This is a genomic window from Citromicrobium bathyomarinum (assembly GCF_021021475.1).
In the GTDB taxonomy this organism is placed as follows: domain Bacteria; phylum Pseudomonadota; class Alphaproteobacteria; order Sphingomonadales; family Sphingomonadaceae; genus Alteriqipengyuania; species Alteriqipengyuania bathyomarina.
In genome coordinates this window covers 648,827-664,238 of record NZ_JAINWL010000001.1, presented here as the reverse complement: position 1 = coordinate 664,238, position 15,412 = coordinate 648,827, and the positions used below count along the sequence as shown (strand labels likewise).

Here is a 15,412-nt window from a genome sequence, read left to right as displayed (position 1 = left end):
GGACGGGTCCATGATTATCACGCCCGCCATGGCGAAGAAGATGCGTGTCGATCAGCTGCTGGTGTCCCGGGGCCTCGCGGAGAGCCGCGCGCGCGCGCAGGCGCTGGTGATGGCGGGCGTCGTCTTTGCAGGCGAGACCAAGATCGCCAAGCCCGGCCAGCCACTGGCCGAGGATGCCGAGCTGGAGGTGCGCGGGCGCGATCATCCCTGGGTCAGCCGGGGTGGGATGAAGCTGGCCCATGCGCTCGACGCGTTCGATCTCGACCCGGCCGGCGCGGTTGCAATGGATATCGGCAGCTCGACCGGCGGGTTTACCGACGTGCTGCTGCAACGCGGCGCGGCGCGCGTGTTCGCGGTCGACAGCGGGACCAACCAGCTCGCGTGGAAGCTGCGGCAGGACGAGCGCGTGACCGTGCTCGAACAGACCAGCGCGCGCATCCTCACGTCCCAGCAGATCGATGCATCCTGCGACTGGGTGGTGTGCGATGCCAGCTTCATCGGCATGGCCAAGGTGCTTGAACGCCCGCTGGAACTCGCCGCCCCGCAATGCCGCCTCGTCTCCCTCATCAAACCGCAATTCGAGGTCGGGCGCGAGGAAGTCGGCAAGGGCGGTGTGGTGCGCGACCCGGCGCTGCATGCGCGGGTGTGCGAAGAGGCGCGCGCGTGGCTCGAATCGAGCGGCTGGCAGGTGCAGGGAATCGTCGAAAGCCCGATCACCGGGCCCAAGGGCAATGTCGAATTCCTGATCAGCGCATCGCGCGGTTAATGGTAAACGCGGCCCGCGTGCCAATTCGGTATAATGTCTGCAACTTGCTTGTTGTTAAGGTATACGCCCGGCAAGGCGAATCGCAGATATTCCCCGTTTGGAGGTTTGATGACCACGCTGGCCTCACGCGCGCAGCTGCGCGCTAGCTTTATCCGCTGGGCGCTGTTCTGCGTTCCTGCCATTGTTTTGCTTGGCTTCCTTTCGGGCCAGCTGGCTGGAACGGGGGAGGGCGATCCTTGGTTCGCCGCGTTGGCCAAGCCCGATTTCTATCCCGATGCATCGCTGTTCCCGATCGTGTGGGGCATCCTTTACGTGATGATGGGCCTTGCCTTCGCGCTGGTCTGCTCCGCCTGGGGCGCCAAGGGCCGGGGCATCGCGATCGCCGCCTTCATCGTCCAGTTCGCGCTCAACCTCGCGTGGACCCCGTTGTTCTTCGGCCAGCACGAGATCACCTATGCGCTGATCGTGATCGTCGCGATGGCGGTGATGATCCTGATCACGATGATCCTGTTCCTGCGCGTACGGAAGATCGCGGCGCTGCTGCTGGTGCCCTATCTCGCCTGGGTCTGCTTCGCCGCGTATCTCAATTACGAGATACGTGAGCTCAATCCCCAAGCAGACGGAGCCGACACGACCGGCGCGATCCAGCGGATCGATCTTTAACGGGGGAGCGCGCGTGGCTCTGGACAAACCGGAGCCCACGCGCCATCTCTCGCCCCATGCAGAGCCAGAACCCCATGATCGCCGATTTCGTGAAGCTGGTGAACGGTGCCGCGGGCACCTTTGCCGGGATGACCCGCGAGGCGCAGCAGAGCGCGCGCGAGCGGATCAAGGAAACGGTCGGCGGGCTCGACTTCGTCAGCCGCGAGGAGTTCGAGGCGGTCAAGGCGATGGCCGCCAAGGCCCGCGAAGAGAACGAGGCGCTGGCAAAGCGGCTCGATGCGCTGGAAGGCAAGGGCAAGTAACTCTGCCCCGCTCGCGGGCGCGTAGCGCCGTTGTCGTCAAACCCCTCGACCGTGGATGGACACGCGCCGCCTATGCGCGCGCTGCTTCGTCGCGAGAGAATCCGGGGCGGAATGAACTTGGGATCAAGGACTAGTCGATCGCAGAGGCGGATTGCGATGGCCTGTCGAAGCGGGCAAGCAGCAGGCCGGTGGCCAATCCGCAGCAACCCAGGACCAGCAGAGCAAAGCGCGCGTTCGATGCGCTGGCCAGGATGCCGCACAGTGCGGCACCGATCGCTGGAACTCCGGTCAATTTCAACGTCAGCGCGGCCATCGTTCGTGCGCGCATGCTGTTATCGACCCGGTCTTGCAGAATCACGGGCACGATCGCGTGTGGTACGCCCAGGCCTATCCCGCAGATGAAGATCAGCACCAGCACGCTGACCTGCGACAGGAATGATGTGGCCGCTACGATCGCCGCGCAGGCCAGTAGGCTTGCATAGATCACCAGGGATTGCCGCGAGGGCGATTGCGCGAACCGGGTGCTCACGATCCCGCCGACCAGCGTGCCGAGCCCGAGCGCGACGAACACCAGGCCGCGGAAAATTTCTTTGCCCGGAAATGCGCTCGCGAGCATCTGCGGCATGACCGATTGCACCGGGCCGAGAACGAACAGCGTGGGAACGATGCCGAGTAGCAGTGCCTGCCAAAGCGACCGGTTGCTGAATATATGCGCCACGCCGTCCAGGATACCGCGCATTGCGCCGGACCGGTCGCCGCCGCTCGCTTCGTGCTGCCCATCGGGTTGCGGAAGGCTGAGCGCGGATAGCAGCAGTATGGCGGCGACGATCATCATCGCCGCGAAATCCCCGAACTGGACCCGCCCGACGGCATATAGCAGGGGGCCGAAGGTGAAGCCGAAAACCGTCATCATCGACAGGATGATCGTCGGCGTGGCCGTTCGCGACGTGACCAGTGCGACCATCGCGATCCTGTTGCCCGCGACGCCCCCCGCGGCATAGCCATAGAGCGCACTGGACAACAGCGCCGCAACAAACAGGACGGACGGGGCCGGGGAAAGGGGAACTGCCAGTGCAAATGCTAGCGCCGCCAGTGCCATACCGAACCCGCAGTTACGGATCAGGCGAGCGATTGGCACCACATCCCCGAGAAAACCACGCACCGGAGTCATCAGTCCCATCACCAGGAAGGCTACCGCGAAAACAATCGATGCCTGCAGCGCGCCGTCGCCGGCGTCGGTGAGGATCACCACGATACCGTAGACGAACATGGCGTGACCAATCGTCCCGGCCAGGGCCGAGAGGAAAAAGGCGAGCAAGGGCGGTGGCAGGCGCATGGAGTCCCGGGCTGCAGCCGGCTCACCCATGGTTTGCATCGGATGGTGGGAAAAGGTTGGCAACCATCGCATCATAACTGCTCTTGAGCGGACCGTCGTACTCATCGAGGCGGACGAGATGACAGTCCTCGCCATCGAATGTTTCGACGATTGGGATCAGCCGATACCCGGAAATCGCGCCCGTGGTTCGGCTCACGCTGACTTCGAGTAACCCGCTCAGGCAGCTACGCCACGATCGTCCGGGCTTCGCGATGTTCGACAAGGTGTAGGTGAAGTTGCCCAGACTATAAGCGCACAGCGTACCGCGCTGATAATCTAGCGGTTGCAGCATATGCGGGTGGCTACCGACAATCAGACCGAAGCCTGCGCGGCGCAGGTCGGTGGCCAGCTGACGATTGGCCGACAAGGGTTCTGTCCGCATCTCGTAACCCCAATGCGGCAGCGCGATCGCCAATCCGGCAAGCCGATCCGTCAGCTCCGCAGCGAGATCGCTCGCATCCACATGGAATTGGCGATTGACCCCCGGCCGTTCCCACTCGAAGGGATCGTCATTCATCCAGCGCGTCCACGCCAGAATGGCGAGCCGCAGCTCGCCGATCTGCACGATATCGGCCAGGCGACCATCCGCCACGTGCTCGCCGACGATCTGGAAACCCCTAGTTTTCAGCAGCGCGCAGCCATGATGGAATGCCTCGACACCCAGATCACCGGCATGATTGGCTGCGACGGACAGGCAGACGCGCTCCGGTGCCAGTCCGGCCAGCGCGCATTGCCGTTCGAGGAATTCCAGTGGCATCGCGAAAGGGGGCATTGTCAGCCCGCGCGGATAGCGCACCGCTTCATCCCGATCACGCGCAACGACAGGAGCCTCCAGAGCGCCGAAGAACATGTCTGCGGAGCCCAAGGTCTCCTGCAGAGAGGGGGCGAATACAACCGGCCGATCGCCGGTTTTGACCATCACATCGCCGCCGAAAACCAGCGTGATATCGTCGGCCGCACGCTGGCCCGCAGCTATCGGCGCGCGTGGAAAGGACGCGGGCAGTCGCCATTTGGGGAAGAAGAAGCGAATCTCCCAGAAAGCGCGCACCCACCAGCGATAGCGGCCGTAGCGCGCCAGTTCGGCTTGAGTTCGGGCCTGCTTAAGCGCTTTTGGCCATGGTTCTGCCGCGGCACGAGCGGAACGCGCAAGAGCCGGCTGCGGCCTCATGCATTCAGCTTTGCGATAAATCCTTCACCGGCCGGCGATACCGGCACCCCGCCGCCCTTGATCGGAAGGATGAAGTCGTTGTCGCCGACATCGACGCTGTGGTCGTCGACGTAGCGGCCCACCAAGGTCGAGCGGCGCAGGCCCGGCGCGGTGGGGCGCGAGCCGTGCAGGTTGAAAGATGTGAACGCGTAATACTCGCCTGGCTTTGCGATGAAGGGAATTTCGGTGAACTCGCCCTGGAACAAGTCCTCGTAGAAGAATTGCGCGAGGATCATCAGCACCTTCGACTTTCCCCGATGGCCGCCTCGGGAAAAGAGGAATATTTTCAGCATCTCCCGGATCTGTATGGGGGGGAAGAAGGAAACCGCATTCAACATGTGATCGATGTTGTTCAGGAAGTATTTCTGAAGATCGTAGGCGCGGGTGTCGACGAAACTCCCCGCCAGAATCGACATCGTCCCGGACTCGATCGTCGAGTCGCTCAGCGAAATCCAGATCGAGAGCGCCGAGTTCGGTTCGAACCGTTTCCCGGACCGGTGCGCAAACGAAGGGTGGCGGCTCATATCCGCAAAATCGACATTCTGATGATAGAAGGTGCGCGACCCGTCCGGCATCTGTCGGAAGATCTGTGAACGCCAGCAGGTGACGCGGTCCGTCGCGATGAGATCCTTGACCGTTCCAAGCAAATCCGGATCGCTGAAGATCGCGCGAACCCGCGTGTCGAACATGAACATGTTCACGCCCAGAATGACGTCTCGCTCTTCGAGCAGCAGGTCCGCTTCCGCGCGATCCCTGCCGGCGATAAGACGATAGACCGGGTTGTCGCGTGAGAAGGCCAGGTCTTCGATGTGGCGTTCCAGATCGCGCGCCTCGGCGTCGTCGATCAACCTGAAAGGGCCGGCAACGCCGTGCATGGAAAACAGATCGAGATCGGCTTGGGCGAGCCTTGCGGGGATGTGACCGTCAAGGTCTATCGCCTGCTTGCTGTTGTACTCGGCTCCCGCAATGTAGAAGCCGTGATCCTTAATCAGCGCCAGATTTTTCGCCTTCAGCGCCATGCAATACGCGAAAAGCGCATTGAGCTTGGCCGACTGGACCGGCGAGAGTCGCCCAATTGCCGCCAGCTCTGCGGTGATCTGGGTATCGTTGAGTTCTTCGAGGATCGCTTTCATCCCTGCCGCCCTCCGACGATGGTGGACTTTGCCACTGGCGCGGTTTGGGCGGACCACCACGTTCCGTGTCTGCGATTGCCCAAGTACCAGGATCGCAGCAGGCGCCACCAACCACGCGTGCGGCGAACATCGCGATTATCGAAAAAGTCGTGCAGCGCGGCGCGTGCGGTACGCATCCGGTAAAACGGCACATTGGGCAGAAAATGATGGATCAGATGATATTCGCCCGAATCGAACAGGAATAGGATCTCTTCGAACACACCGCAGCGAAATCTAGACGCGATCGAAAACGGATTATCGGGCTGAATCTCGGCATGTTCGATGAGGATGCGGATCGCATTGAGTGCGGGCAGGACCAGCAGCAAAGGCAGCAGATATCCGAACAGAATCGCCTTGGGTGCGAAGAACGCCGCGACAACCGCACCGACCAGGATCAGCGCCGACAAGGTCGCCTCCACGCGCGCGCGTGAAATCGCCCTCGCGGTGGGCCGACGGAGCGCGAAATAGGGCGCGCGTCCTACGCCCATCTTGCCGGATGCGGCCCATTTGGTGCCGATTGCGGTCATAAACAGATACCGCTTGAGCCGGGTGTCGATGTCGCTCTTGTAAGCTTCGGAATCCTCGGGCGTGACCACGTTCTCGTGATGTGCCCAGTGGGCATCGGCGTAGCGTGTCGCACTGAGCTGGATCGGGGCTGTGAAGAGCATGGACAGGCCATGACCAAACCGCCCGCCGACCTTGCGGTGGACGAAGAATTCGTGATTCAGCAGCCCGAACAGCTGGAAGATGGCGCCCTGCGCGAGTGTCAGAAGCACCAGCGCGACCGGCGACTGGACGAGGAAGCATGCTGCCAGAACGGCGATCGAAAGCGCCGGAAGCGCAATGATCATGCCGTAGTCCAGCACCCGGATCGGCCGCTGGAGCGCGCGCACGCGGTCCGGCCCCAGGTATTCGCGGACTTCGCGCTGGCGGTCGGGAAGACTGGTGTTTGCGTGGTTCATCAAGCTATCCGGATGAAGGGGCCAACCCGTCGGCGTGTCGTCGATGCGTCAGTGCACCAGGCGCACATCGATATTGATGCGGTCCATGATCTCTTCGTAGAGTTCGATCGCCTGCTGCCGGTAATCCTCGTCCAGTGCGCTGATCGACACCCCGAAATCGATCATGTCGGATACGGTAGTGGCCAGGTAAGAGCCCAGATGTTCCCGGTAGCCGCGCGCGATCTCGGTCGCGCGTTGACGCTGTTCTGGCTCATCCTCCAGAATCCGGCCGAGCACCTTCGCTCCGAAAGCCAGATGGGTTTTCTCGTCCTGGGCGATCTGCAGGAAATCTGGAAACAGTTCGGGGGCGTTCTTTCCGAGCTGGCGCAATTCCATCATCGCGAGGACGCCTTCGGCGTACATGTTGAGGCCGATCAGCACTTCGATCTCGTCATCGGACCGGAACAGCCGGTCGAAGCGATCCTCCATGTCCCTGACCTGGTATTTTTCGATTGCTGCTTCGTCGATCGTGCCCCCGAGGTTTTCGAACGCCTTCCTGAAGAGCTCGGCGTGACGAACCTCGTCGTTGGCATGATGCACCAGATAGTACTTCTCGCGCGTGATATGCCGCCTTGGTATCCACCTGGCGCACAGATCTATGATGCGCAGTTCGGAGAGATAGAAATTGACGTATATCGTGGCGACCGCGTCGTAGAGCGGATCACCCGGCTGGCCGATCGAAAGCGCGTTTGGCATTGAAACCTCCTAAGTCGGAGCCACAGGGCTCGGTTCATTCTCACCGGCTGAGTTCGCCGCGAAGAAAGCGCAGCATGGTCGTATCGGCACCGCCGACCAGCGAGCGCAAAAACATGCCCCGGCTGATCGCCATTGCGACGCTGGCCACTGGCGATCCCAGTTCGGTGTCGACAAAAGGTACGCCGATCTGCTCGAAGCCGATCTGCCTGAGCGGGCCTATCGGGCTGACTTGGGGATCGTCGAAGACATCGGCGATGATCATCGATGCATTGTTCGTCACCGCGAACTGCATCGAGCGCTGCATGATCAGCGACATCAGCCCAAGCGGGGCGGAGGGGAACCGCCGCGACCGGAAGCTGGGCCGGACCATGAGTTTCTGCACTTCGATGAGGTGCCGGTCTTCCTTGAGCGGGCCGAGTGGCAGGAAGCGCTCGATCGGAAGGCCTTGCTGCGAATCCTCCACGATCCGAGCCGTGGCAACCGGCATGATCGGCTCTCCGTCGCGGACCAGATCGATCAGCACATAGGTCGAGTATTCGTGGTATTCGTCGTTGTGACGGATCGCCTCTCCGGTGACCCAGCCGAGTTCGGCGACATAAATGTCCTGCCACAGCTCGCGCACGGCAGCGGCGAATTCGCCTGCGCACGCGCCCTCGCGAATGCGCACGTCGATCGTTTCCACCTGCTGATGCAAATCCATCGCCGCCCCCGCTAGTCGATCGTGCTGTCGTACATCGACTTGTAGTAGAATCCGGCGGTTCGGCATGCGTGCAGGAACCACTCGAACCCTTCGTCGTCGATCTCGATTTCGGCGATCACGTCCCACAGATCCTGGATGTGCTGCTTGTCGGTGGTGGCGTGAGAGAGGAAGAAGGAGAAATTCGCAGGCGTCAGGCCCTCCTTCTCCAGGAAGGGCAGAAGGTCTTCGGCCTTGAGCGCTGCACCCAGCCCTTCAAGGACCAGCGAGCTGGCGATGCGGGACGGCGGAAAGTGATGCGCGTTGTAGAAGTTGAAGGCGATATAGGCCTGCACATGCGGGCCGGGCAGAAGCGTGCGCGGGTCTGGGCCACAATAGCCTATCGAGCGCAGGTCGTCGGCGATCCACTGGTAGTGCAGCATTTCCTCTTCAGCGTGGTGGACGAGAAACTCGCGCACGGCGGAATGCCGGGTCGCGCAGTTCCCCGCGGCCAGCGCAAAGGACATTGTGCCCTGATGGACCTGCGGGAATATCGTCAAAAGTAACGACTGGTAATCCGCACGCGTCCATTCGCCCGCCTTGATGGCCTTTATTACCTTGTTGTCGGCGAAGTCTTCGATCGCCCGATCCGCTGTCGCGCGAAGCGACCGCACCTGTTCAGCTTGCATTGAATGCTCCCCCCGATCGAATGACCACAGGCTGGCGTTCGGGTTCGGTGGTGGCAACAGCAAGAAAGTCGATAATGAATGTTACTTAGCAACCGTTCCGGAGGTAATTATATTATATTTATTGCGCGCTCTTGATTAGGTGAAGTGAGAGGTTGTGATCTGAAAAATACATCGGAGGTGCCGGTTTGTCTGATTTCTGGCTCGTTTTCGAAGGTCGTTTGGCGCTTTATTTCGCGTTTGCGACCGCTGCCTGGCTGCTCGCCATCGCCGTGGGCCGCACTCGGTTCCGCGGAAGGGTGATCCGTCGGCAACGGATCGGGTGGCACGATTATCGCCGCGAGATCGGGCAGTCGCTGGTGTGTCTGGTCGTTTTCTCGCTTAGCGCGTATATTGTTCTGATCGGCTCATCACAGGGCTGGATGCATCTCGACACCAGTGGTCGGGCGACGATTTTGGAATGCGCCGGCGTATTCGTGCTGATGCTGGTGGTGCATGACGCCTATTTCTACTGGAGCCATAGGCTGTTTCATCACCCCAAAGTGTTCAGGCGTTTCCATCTCACGCATCACAAGTCCGTCACCCCGACGCCATTTGCCTCCTATTCGTTCGATATCCCGGAAGCGGTCGTACATGCGGCGTTCTTCCCGCTGTGGTTCGGGATCGTCAGCACGCCTGTGGCTGTCGTGCAGGTCTTCGTGATCTTCGCATTGACCCGAAACGTGCTCGGTCACACCGGCGTTGAAATCCTCCCCAGGTTTACCGTCGACAACGTCGTTCTCGATCAATTCACCACGACCACGCATCACGACCTGCACCACACCGGTCATTTCCGGCACAATTTCGGCCTCTATTTTACCTGGTGGGACCGGTTGATGGGCACCGAGCATCCGCGTTACAAGGAGGTCTTCCGCGAAGTAACCTCGCGAGACGGCGGTGATGCGCGGAACGCCATTGCGCACGACCGGAATGTACAGGACACGAGTGTGCAAGACAGGGGAGTCGAGATGTGGCGGGAACACGGGACGCAAAACCCGCGCTGAGGGGGAGCTGCCTTTGCGGGGCTATCGGGTTCGAGCTTGACCGGCTCGATGGGCCGATCGGCCATTGTCATTGCCGAACATGCCGCAAAGCGCATTCGGCACCCTTCGCAACTGTTGCCCGGGTTCGCCGTGACCAGTTTCGATGGACCCGGGGGGAGAACCGGCTCTCGCAGTTCGAATCCTCCGCAGGCAAGCATCGCATGTTCTGTTCGGTGTGCGGCAGTCAGCTGGCCGCCATGCTCGATGGTTCCGACCAGCTGGTATTGCGCGTCGCCACCCTGGACGACGATCCGGGAGAGCGACCGATCGCGCATATCTGGATGGAACATGACGAGCCCTGGCTCGGCTGGCAGGCGCTGGACGAATATCAGCAGTTTGCGACGCGCTGAAGCGCCGCGGCTCGATGCGCTGGAAGGCAAACGCAAGTAACTCCGCCCGCTGGCGGTAAGCCACCGCTTTTGCATCGAAATCTATGAAATGTTGGATCGGGTGCGCCCGGCCTTTGCGTGCGTTCTCTCGCTGCAAGAGAGGTTGTCGCGCCATGTTCACACAACTCGATCCCCCAATCCCGCTCCATGTCCTGGGCAAGGGAGACGGCTATGCGCTGGGCGTCATCGACTACGGGCAGGAACACAACCTGCTGTGGGTGACCGCGATCGACGCCACCGGAGAAATCTGGTGCGCGCCAAATCCGGAGGTGCGGATGCAGGCCAACTGGTCGATGGCCCGCCCGCGCTCGATGGCGGTCAAGGCGTCGAATGAGGCAATGGCGGGGTAGGCTTCGCGAAACAGATCGTCGCCCCTGCGCAGGCAGGGGCCCAACCGACCTTCAGGCCAGCACAATCTCGCCAAACCGGCAGCGACCCGCTAGTCCGCACCGATGCTCGGCGCTCGCTCCATACGACCACGAATCCGCCGCAGCGCGTACGCCGGTAACTCATGCAGCTGAAGGCCCCCGCAATCGTTCTCGCTGCGCGCCCGCATGGCGAGAATGCAGTGATCCTGCGCGCGCTTACGCAAGAGGCGGGGATGGTCGCGGCCTATGTCGCGGGTGGGCAGGGGCGGCGGCTGCGGCCCGTCGTGATCCCAGGCAACAGCGTGGAGGCGGATATCCGCGCACGCTCGGCCAGCCAACTGCCCTTCGGCAAGGTCGAGCTGGTGACCAGCCGCGCGCCGTGGCTGAACGAGCCGCTGCCCGCCGCTGCGATTTTGTGGGTCACGGCGCTGACCGCCTCGACCCTGCCCGAGCGCAATCCCTATCCCAGCCTCTACGATGCGCTGGGCGGATTGCTCGATGCGATCTGCCATGCGCCCTCCGCACGCGGCTGGGCACCCGCGCTGCTCTCCTACGAGGTGCTGCTGCTGCGCGAGCTTGGCTATGGCGGGATGAAGCCCGAGGCGGGCGATCTGCCGCAAACGCTCGCCGCGCTGGGTGCGCTCGGCCCCGCGCTTGAGCGCTACCTGCTTGCCGAGCGGCATGGCGATGCTATGGCCGCGCGCGGTCGGCTGCTGGAGCGGCTGGCGCGGATTGCCTGACTTTTCGGCCATTGGGGGTCACACCTGAGTGCTTGAAATCGCGGTCATCCTGCCCACGCTCAACGAGCGCGACAATATCGTCCCGCTGATCGAAAAGCTCGACGCGGAACTGGCGGAACTGCGCTGGGAAGCGATCTTCGTCGACGACGACAGCACCGACGGCACCGCCGATGCGCTGCGCGAGATCGCGCTCCACAACCGCAAGATCCGGATCATCCAGCGGATCGGGCGGCGCGGACTTGCCTCGGCGGTGATCGAGGGCGCGTGCGCCACCGCCGCGCCCGTGGTCGTGGTGATGGATGCCGATCTGCAGCACGACCCCGCGCTGATCCCGCACATGCTCGAACACCTGCGCGGCGGCGCGGCGGACCTGGTGGTCGCCTCCCGCTTTGCCGAGGGGGCGAGCGCGGATGGCCTGCCCAGCGCGCGGCGCGAACGCGGATCGCGGCTGGCCAACCGGCTCGCGCGGATGCTAACCGGGGTCGAGCTGAGCGACCCGATGAGCGGGTTCTTCGCGATGGAGACCGCACGGCTGCGCGCGCTCGCCCCGCGTCTGTCGGGGATCGGGTTCAAGGTGCTGCTCGACATCCTGTCCGCCTCGCCCCAGCGGCTGCGGGTGGCCGAGGTGCCGATGCATTTCGCCGCGCGGCAAGCGGGGGAGAGCAAGCTCGACCGGGCGGTGGCGTTCGAGTTTCTGGTCGGCCTGTACGAGCGGCATCTCGGCCGGATCGTGCCCACGCGTTTCGCGCTGTTCGGCACGGTCGGCGGGGCGGGCGTGCTGGTCCATCTGAGCGTGCTGGCGGTCGTCTACCGGATGCTGGGCAGCGGCTTCACCGCCGCGCAGGCGCTGGCGACCTTTGCCGCGATGAGCTTCAATTTCTGGCTCAACAACTGGCTGACCTACCGCGACCAGCGCTTACGCAGCGTGCCCGCCGTGCTGCGCGGCTGGGCGGTGTTCTGCGTGGCCTGCTCGGTCGGAGCGCTGGCCAATGTCGCGCTGGCCAGCCTGCTGCAGGCGCGCGGCACCTACTGGCTGCTCGCCGCGCTGGCTGGGATCGTGGTCGCCGCGGTGTGGAATTACGCGCTGTCGAACCGGTTTGTGTGGGGGCGGGTCTAAAGGGCAGCCGGTTCTGCCCTCTTCATGGGGAGGGGGTTCTTCGGCGTCAGCCTGGGTACACGCCTACCTGAGCTCTCCGTCAAGCGGGAGGAGGCCTTAACGCCACCCAGCCAGCCACATCCACTGGTTGAACGCCTGCTCGCCCCACAGCTGCGCCGCGCTCAGGATCGGGTAGAAATAGACGAACACGCCCACGCTGCCCGCCAGCACTGCCCAGTAGGCCCAGCCGAACCCCGTCGCGCGCAGCCGCGCGAGCAGCAGCGCCAGGCAGGCGAGCAGGAAGCAGCTGGGCAGGAAATAGTGGTAGTAGAACTGGATCGGCTTGGCTGCGACGATCCAGAAGCCGATGCTCGCCGCGTAGAGCGTCACCGCAAAGGCCGCGTCGGCCCGGCGCCGGAACGGCGCGGCGAAGGCGCACCATGCGGCTCCGATGAGCCCAAGCCACATGGTCAGCGGATTGCCGATCAGCATCACCCCGCGCTGCGCGCCGTCGGTGACCTCGTACAGGTACCAGATCGCGCGGGTGTTCAGCACCCACTGGTCCCAGGTCGACTGGTAGGGATGCGCTTCCTTCACGCTCTCCTGCAATTCCAGCATGTGCATATGCGCGCCGAGCAGGTCCATCCCTGCGAACGGCCCGTTCTCGACCTGGAAGGCGGGCCAGAAGGTCGCGGAGTAAACCGTCAGCGGCAACACGCCCAGCCACAGCGCCGCCTCGACCAGCGAGACCCCGCGCACCGGGCTGGCATCCCCGTCGGCGAAACGTTCGCGCGAGGTGCCAGCATCAATCCGCATCGCGAGGAAGAACAGGCCGAGGAGCGGGGCGAGCGGCACGGCGTTCCACTTGGCTGCCATCGACAGGCCCAGCGCGATCCCGCTCGCGATCAGGTCCAGCCGCGCGCGCGGTTCGCGGCGCTGGCGGCAGGCGCTCGCGAACAGCCACAGCGCGGTGAGGAAGAAGGCCGCCATGAAGATGTCCAGCATCGCGATCTGCGCGTGGACGAACAGCAGGAAGCCGGTCGCCAGCAGCACGCCATAGGCCAGCGTCGCATCGCGGCTGTGGCTCGCGTGCCACAGCGCGCGCATCCCGGCAAACAGCGCGAGCGCGCCCGCCAGCGCGGAGAAGATCCGCCAGCCCCACGGCCCGTCGCCCAGCAGCCAGATACCGGCCGCGATGATCTCCTTGCCCAGCGGCGGGTGTTCCGGGTTGCGATAGTCGAACCCTGTCAGCAGCTCGCGCGCGGCAGGAAGGTAATGGATTTCATCGAAGTAGGGCCCGCTGGGCAGCCACAGCCGCCACAGGCACAGCAGGAAAAAGCCCAGCGTCAGGCCGAGGCAGGCCAGCAAGGGATCGTCGCTTGCAGGAACGCGGGTCGCGTGCGCTCGGGTCATTGCGGGCCATGCGATACGGGCGACGAGGCACGGCGACAAGCGGGCCGATGATCATCGCGGTGCCCGCGTTGCCGATTGGCCACGCAGTGTGGCTTGGCTGCCGAGAAGCAATTTCCTTTTGCCCGCACGCGCGCACGGGCCTAGCCGGTGGCCCCATGAAGAAGACCACCGGAATGGATCGCTCCGTCACTTTCAAGTGGCGCCCCGCAACGCAGGCCGTGCGCGGCGGTACATGGCGATCCGAGCATGGCGAGACGAGCGAGGCGCTGTTCCTCACCTCGGGCTATACCTACGACAATGCGGCCGAAGTCGCCGCGCGCTTCGCGGGCGAGGCTGAGGGGATGACCTATTCGCGCCTCCAGAACCCCACGGTCGCGATGTTGGAAGAACGCATCGCGCTGATGGAGGGGGCCGAGGCATGCCGCGTGCAGGCGAGCGGGATGGCCGCGATGACCGCCGCGCTGCTGTGCCAGCTTTCCGCAGGCGACCACTGCGTTGCCGCGCGCGCCGCGTTCGGCTCGTGCCGTTGGCTGGTCGACCACCTGCTCCCGCGCTTCGGGATCGAGACGACGGTCATCGACAGCGCAGACAATGCCGCGTGGGAAGCCGCGATCCGCCCCAACACCAAGGTGTTCTTCTTCGAAACGCCTGCCAACCCGACGCTCGACGTGGTCGATCTGGAGCATGTCTGCGGCGTCGCGAAGACGCACGGGATTACCACCGTGGTCGACAATGCCTTTGCCTCGCCCGCGCTGCAGCGGCCGATGGAGTTCGGCGCGGACGTGGTGGCGTATAGCGCGACCAAGCTGATGGACGGGCAGGGCCGCGTGCTCGCGGGCGCGGTGTGCGGGACGAAGCAATGGATCGACGAGGTGCTGCTGCCGTTCCAGCGCAACACCGGGCCCAACCTCTCGCCCTTCAATGCGTGGGTGGTGATGAAAGGGTTGGAGACGCTCGACCTGCGCGCGCACCGGCAGAGCCAGAACGCCGTTGCGCTGGGCGCATTCATGGAACCGCGCGTGCCGCGCATCCTGCATCCCGGGCTGGAAAGCCACCCGCGCCACGCGCTCGCCTTGAAGCAGATGCGCGCCACCGGGCCGATCTTCGCCTTCGATCTCGGCAGCCGCGCCAAGGCGCACGCCTTTCTCGACGCGCTGGAGCTGGTCGATCTGTCGAACAATATCGGCGACTCGCGCAGCCTCGCCTGCCATCCCGCCAGCACCACGCATGCGGGCCTAAGCGAAGAGGCGCGCGTCGAGATGGGCGTGACCGAGGGACTGGTGCGGATCAATGTCGGGCTGGAGGACATCGAGGATCTGCGCGAGGATATCGACCGGGCGCTGGGCGCGGCGGGGTTCTGACCGGGGCTGAAGCCTCCACTTTTGCGGCCCCATCGCCGGGCTAATTCGACTCGCAGGCAATCCCGTCATCGTCGCGGTCCAGCTCCGGGCGATAGCCGGGTTGCCCGCGACGAATATTGCTGAAACCCGCTGCCCGGGCGGTGGTGCAGTTCGGGAAATAGACGCTGCCATCGACCGAATTTCCACTCGCGGGCCGGGTTGCACGCCGCTGCCGGTGGCAGTGATAGTCGCCGGTCTTGCGGTTGTTATGGCATCCCTTGGCATCGAGCCCGCCGGGGTGGGCGGATACCTCTACCGTGGTAACCGGGGTCGATAGAAGTGCGAGCGAGGCGAGAATAGTCAGCCGCATGGTGCGAGCTAAGCATGTTGCTGCGATCTTGAGAAATGAATTCCGGGCGCGGGCGGCAGTGGTACCGCAC

At 63.7% G+C, this 15,412-nt stretch carries 18 protein-coding genes; 9 read left to right on the top strand and 9 right to left on the bottom strand.

The window, feature by feature from the left end; all coding sequences use genetic code 11:
* The first annotated feature begins 10 nt into the window (after positions 1-10).
* The 3 genes from K7H93_RS03370 (at position 11) to K7H93_RS03360 (ending at position 1,731) form a co-directional block, all read left to right on the top strand.
* The gene (locus K7H93_RS03370) at positions 11-766 is read left to right on the top strand and encodes a TlyA family RNA methyltransferase (RefSeq protein WP_230782468.1); all 756 of its coding nucleotides are present in this window, start codon (positions 11-13) and stop codon (positions 764-766) included.
* A gap of 108 nt (positions 767-874) precedes the next feature.
* On the top strand, positions 875-1,429 hold the full coding sequence (locus K7H93_RS03365; RefSeq protein WP_010234614.1) for a TspO/MBR family protein: 555 nt from the start codon (positions 875-877) through the stop codon (positions 1,427-1,429).
* 56 nt (positions 1,430-1,485) lie between these two features.
* Complete coding sequence (locus tag K7H93_RS03360) at positions 1,486-1,731, top strand: accessory factor UbiK family protein (protein WP_010234617.1); 246 nt, start codon at positions 1,486-1,488, stop codon at positions 1,729-1,731.
* 130 nt (positions 1,732-1,861) lie between these two features.
* Here K7H93_RS03360 and K7H93_RS03355 read toward each other — a convergent pair whose 3' ends face one another.
* The 7 genes from K7H93_RS03355 to K7H93_RS03325 form a co-directional block, all read right to left on the bottom strand.
* Entirely contained in the window at positions 1,862-3,097 is a 1,236-nt protein-coding gene (locus K7H93_RS03355; protein ID WP_230782467.1) for an MFS transporter, read from the bottom strand.
* The gene (locus K7H93_RS03350; protein WP_230782466.1) at positions 3,090-4,274 is read right to left on the bottom strand and encodes a CapA family protein; all 1,185 of its coding nucleotides are present in this window, start codon (positions 4,272-4,274) and stop codon (positions 3,090-3,092) included. The genes K7H93_RS03355 and K7H93_RS03350 overlap by 8 nt, the downstream gene beginning before the upstream one ends.
* Positions 4,271-5,446, bottom strand: a complete 1,176-nt coding sequence (locus tag K7H93_RS03345; RefSeq protein WP_230782465.1) for a phytanoyl-CoA dioxygenase family protein — start codon at positions 5,444-5,446, stop codon at positions 4,271-4,273. Before K7H93_RS03345 ends, K7H93_RS03350 begins: the two co-directional genes overlap by 4 nt.
* Positions 5,443-6,378 carry a fatty acid desaturase gene (locus tag K7H93_RS03340; RefSeq protein WP_230782463.1) on the bottom strand — a complete coding sequence of 312 codons (936 nt, stop codon included), beginning with the start codon at positions 6,376-6,378 and terminating at the stop codon, positions 5,443-5,445. Before K7H93_RS03340 ends, K7H93_RS03345 begins: the two co-directional genes overlap by 4 nt.
* A 117-nt stretch (positions 6,379-6,495) precedes the next feature.
* Positions 6,496-7,182: a hypothetical protein gene (locus tag K7H93_RS03335; RefSeq protein ID WP_222825827.1), complete on the bottom strand. Its 687-nt coding sequence runs from the start codon at positions 7,180-7,182 to the stop codon at positions 6,496-6,498.
* 40 nt (positions 7,183-7,222) lie between these two features.
* The gene (locus tag K7H93_RS03330; protein WP_230782461.1) at positions 7,223-7,882 is read right to left on the bottom strand and encodes a GNAT family N-acetyltransferase; all 660 of its coding nucleotides are present in this window, start codon (positions 7,880-7,882) and stop codon (positions 7,223-7,225) included.
* An 11-nt stretch (positions 7,883-7,893) separates the two neighbouring features.
* Positions 7,894-8,547 (bottom strand): iron-containing redox enzyme family protein, encoded by a 654-nt coding sequence (locus K7H93_RS03325; protein WP_230782459.1) that lies wholly within the window; start codon positions 8,545-8,547, stop codon positions 7,894-7,896.
* 185 nt (positions 8,548-8,732) lie between these two features.
* Between K7H93_RS03325 and K7H93_RS03320 the strand changes: the two genes are divergently transcribed.
* The 5 genes from K7H93_RS03320 (at position 8,733) to K7H93_RS03300 (ending at position 12,240) form a co-directional block, all read left to right on the top strand.
* Positions 8,733-9,587 (top strand): sterol desaturase family protein, encoded by an 855-nt coding sequence (locus K7H93_RS03320; protein WP_230782458.1) that lies wholly within the window; start codon positions 8,733-8,735, stop codon positions 9,585-9,587.
* Positions 9,554-9,976: a GFA family protein gene (locus K7H93_RS03315; RefSeq protein ID WP_222825831.1), complete on the top strand. Its 423-nt coding sequence runs from the start codon at positions 9,554-9,556 to the stop codon at positions 9,974-9,976. The genes K7H93_RS03320 and K7H93_RS03315 overlap by 34 nt, the downstream gene beginning before the upstream one ends.
* Before the next feature lie 152 nt (positions 9,977-10,128).
* On the top strand, positions 10,129-10,365 hold the full coding sequence (locus K7H93_RS03310) for a hypothetical protein (protein ID WP_230782456.1): 237 nt from the start codon (positions 10,129-10,131) through the stop codon (positions 10,363-10,365).
* 161 nt (positions 10,366-10,526) lie between these two features.
* Positions 10,527-11,123 (top strand): DNA repair protein RecO, encoded by a 597-nt coding sequence (gene recO, locus K7H93_RS03305; protein WP_230782455.1) that lies wholly within the window; start codon positions 10,527-10,529, stop codon positions 11,121-11,123.
* Positions 11,124-11,151: 28 nt separating this feature from the next.
* Entirely contained in the window at positions 11,152-12,240 is a 1,089-nt protein-coding gene (locus tag K7H93_RS03300) for a glycosyltransferase (protein WP_230782453.1), read from the top strand.
* A gap of 96 nt (positions 12,241-12,336) precedes the next feature.
* Here K7H93_RS03300 and K7H93_RS03295 read toward each other — a convergent pair whose 3' ends face one another.
* The gene (locus K7H93_RS03295) at positions 12,337-13,632 is read right to left on the bottom strand and encodes a phospholipid carrier-dependent glycosyltransferase (RefSeq protein WP_230782450.1); all 1,296 of its coding nucleotides are present in this window, start codon (positions 13,630-13,632) and stop codon (positions 12,337-12,339) included.
* A 155-nt stretch (positions 13,633-13,787) separates the two neighbouring features.
* Between K7H93_RS03295 and K7H93_RS03290 the strand changes: the two genes are divergently transcribed.
* The gene (locus K7H93_RS03290; RefSeq protein WP_230782448.1) at positions 13,788-14,993 is read left to right on the top strand and encodes a trans-sulfuration enzyme family protein; all 1,206 of its coding nucleotides are present in this window, start codon (positions 13,788-13,790) and stop codon (positions 14,991-14,993) included.
* A gap of 40 nt (positions 14,994-15,033) precedes the next feature.
* Here K7H93_RS03290 and K7H93_RS03285 read toward each other — a convergent pair whose 3' ends face one another.
* Positions 15,034-15,342 (bottom strand): excalibur calcium-binding domain-containing protein, encoded by a 309-nt coding sequence (locus K7H93_RS03285; RefSeq protein WP_082385021.1) that lies wholly within the window; start codon positions 15,340-15,342, stop codon positions 15,034-15,036.
* Positions 15,343-15,412: the final 70 nt, after the last annotated feature.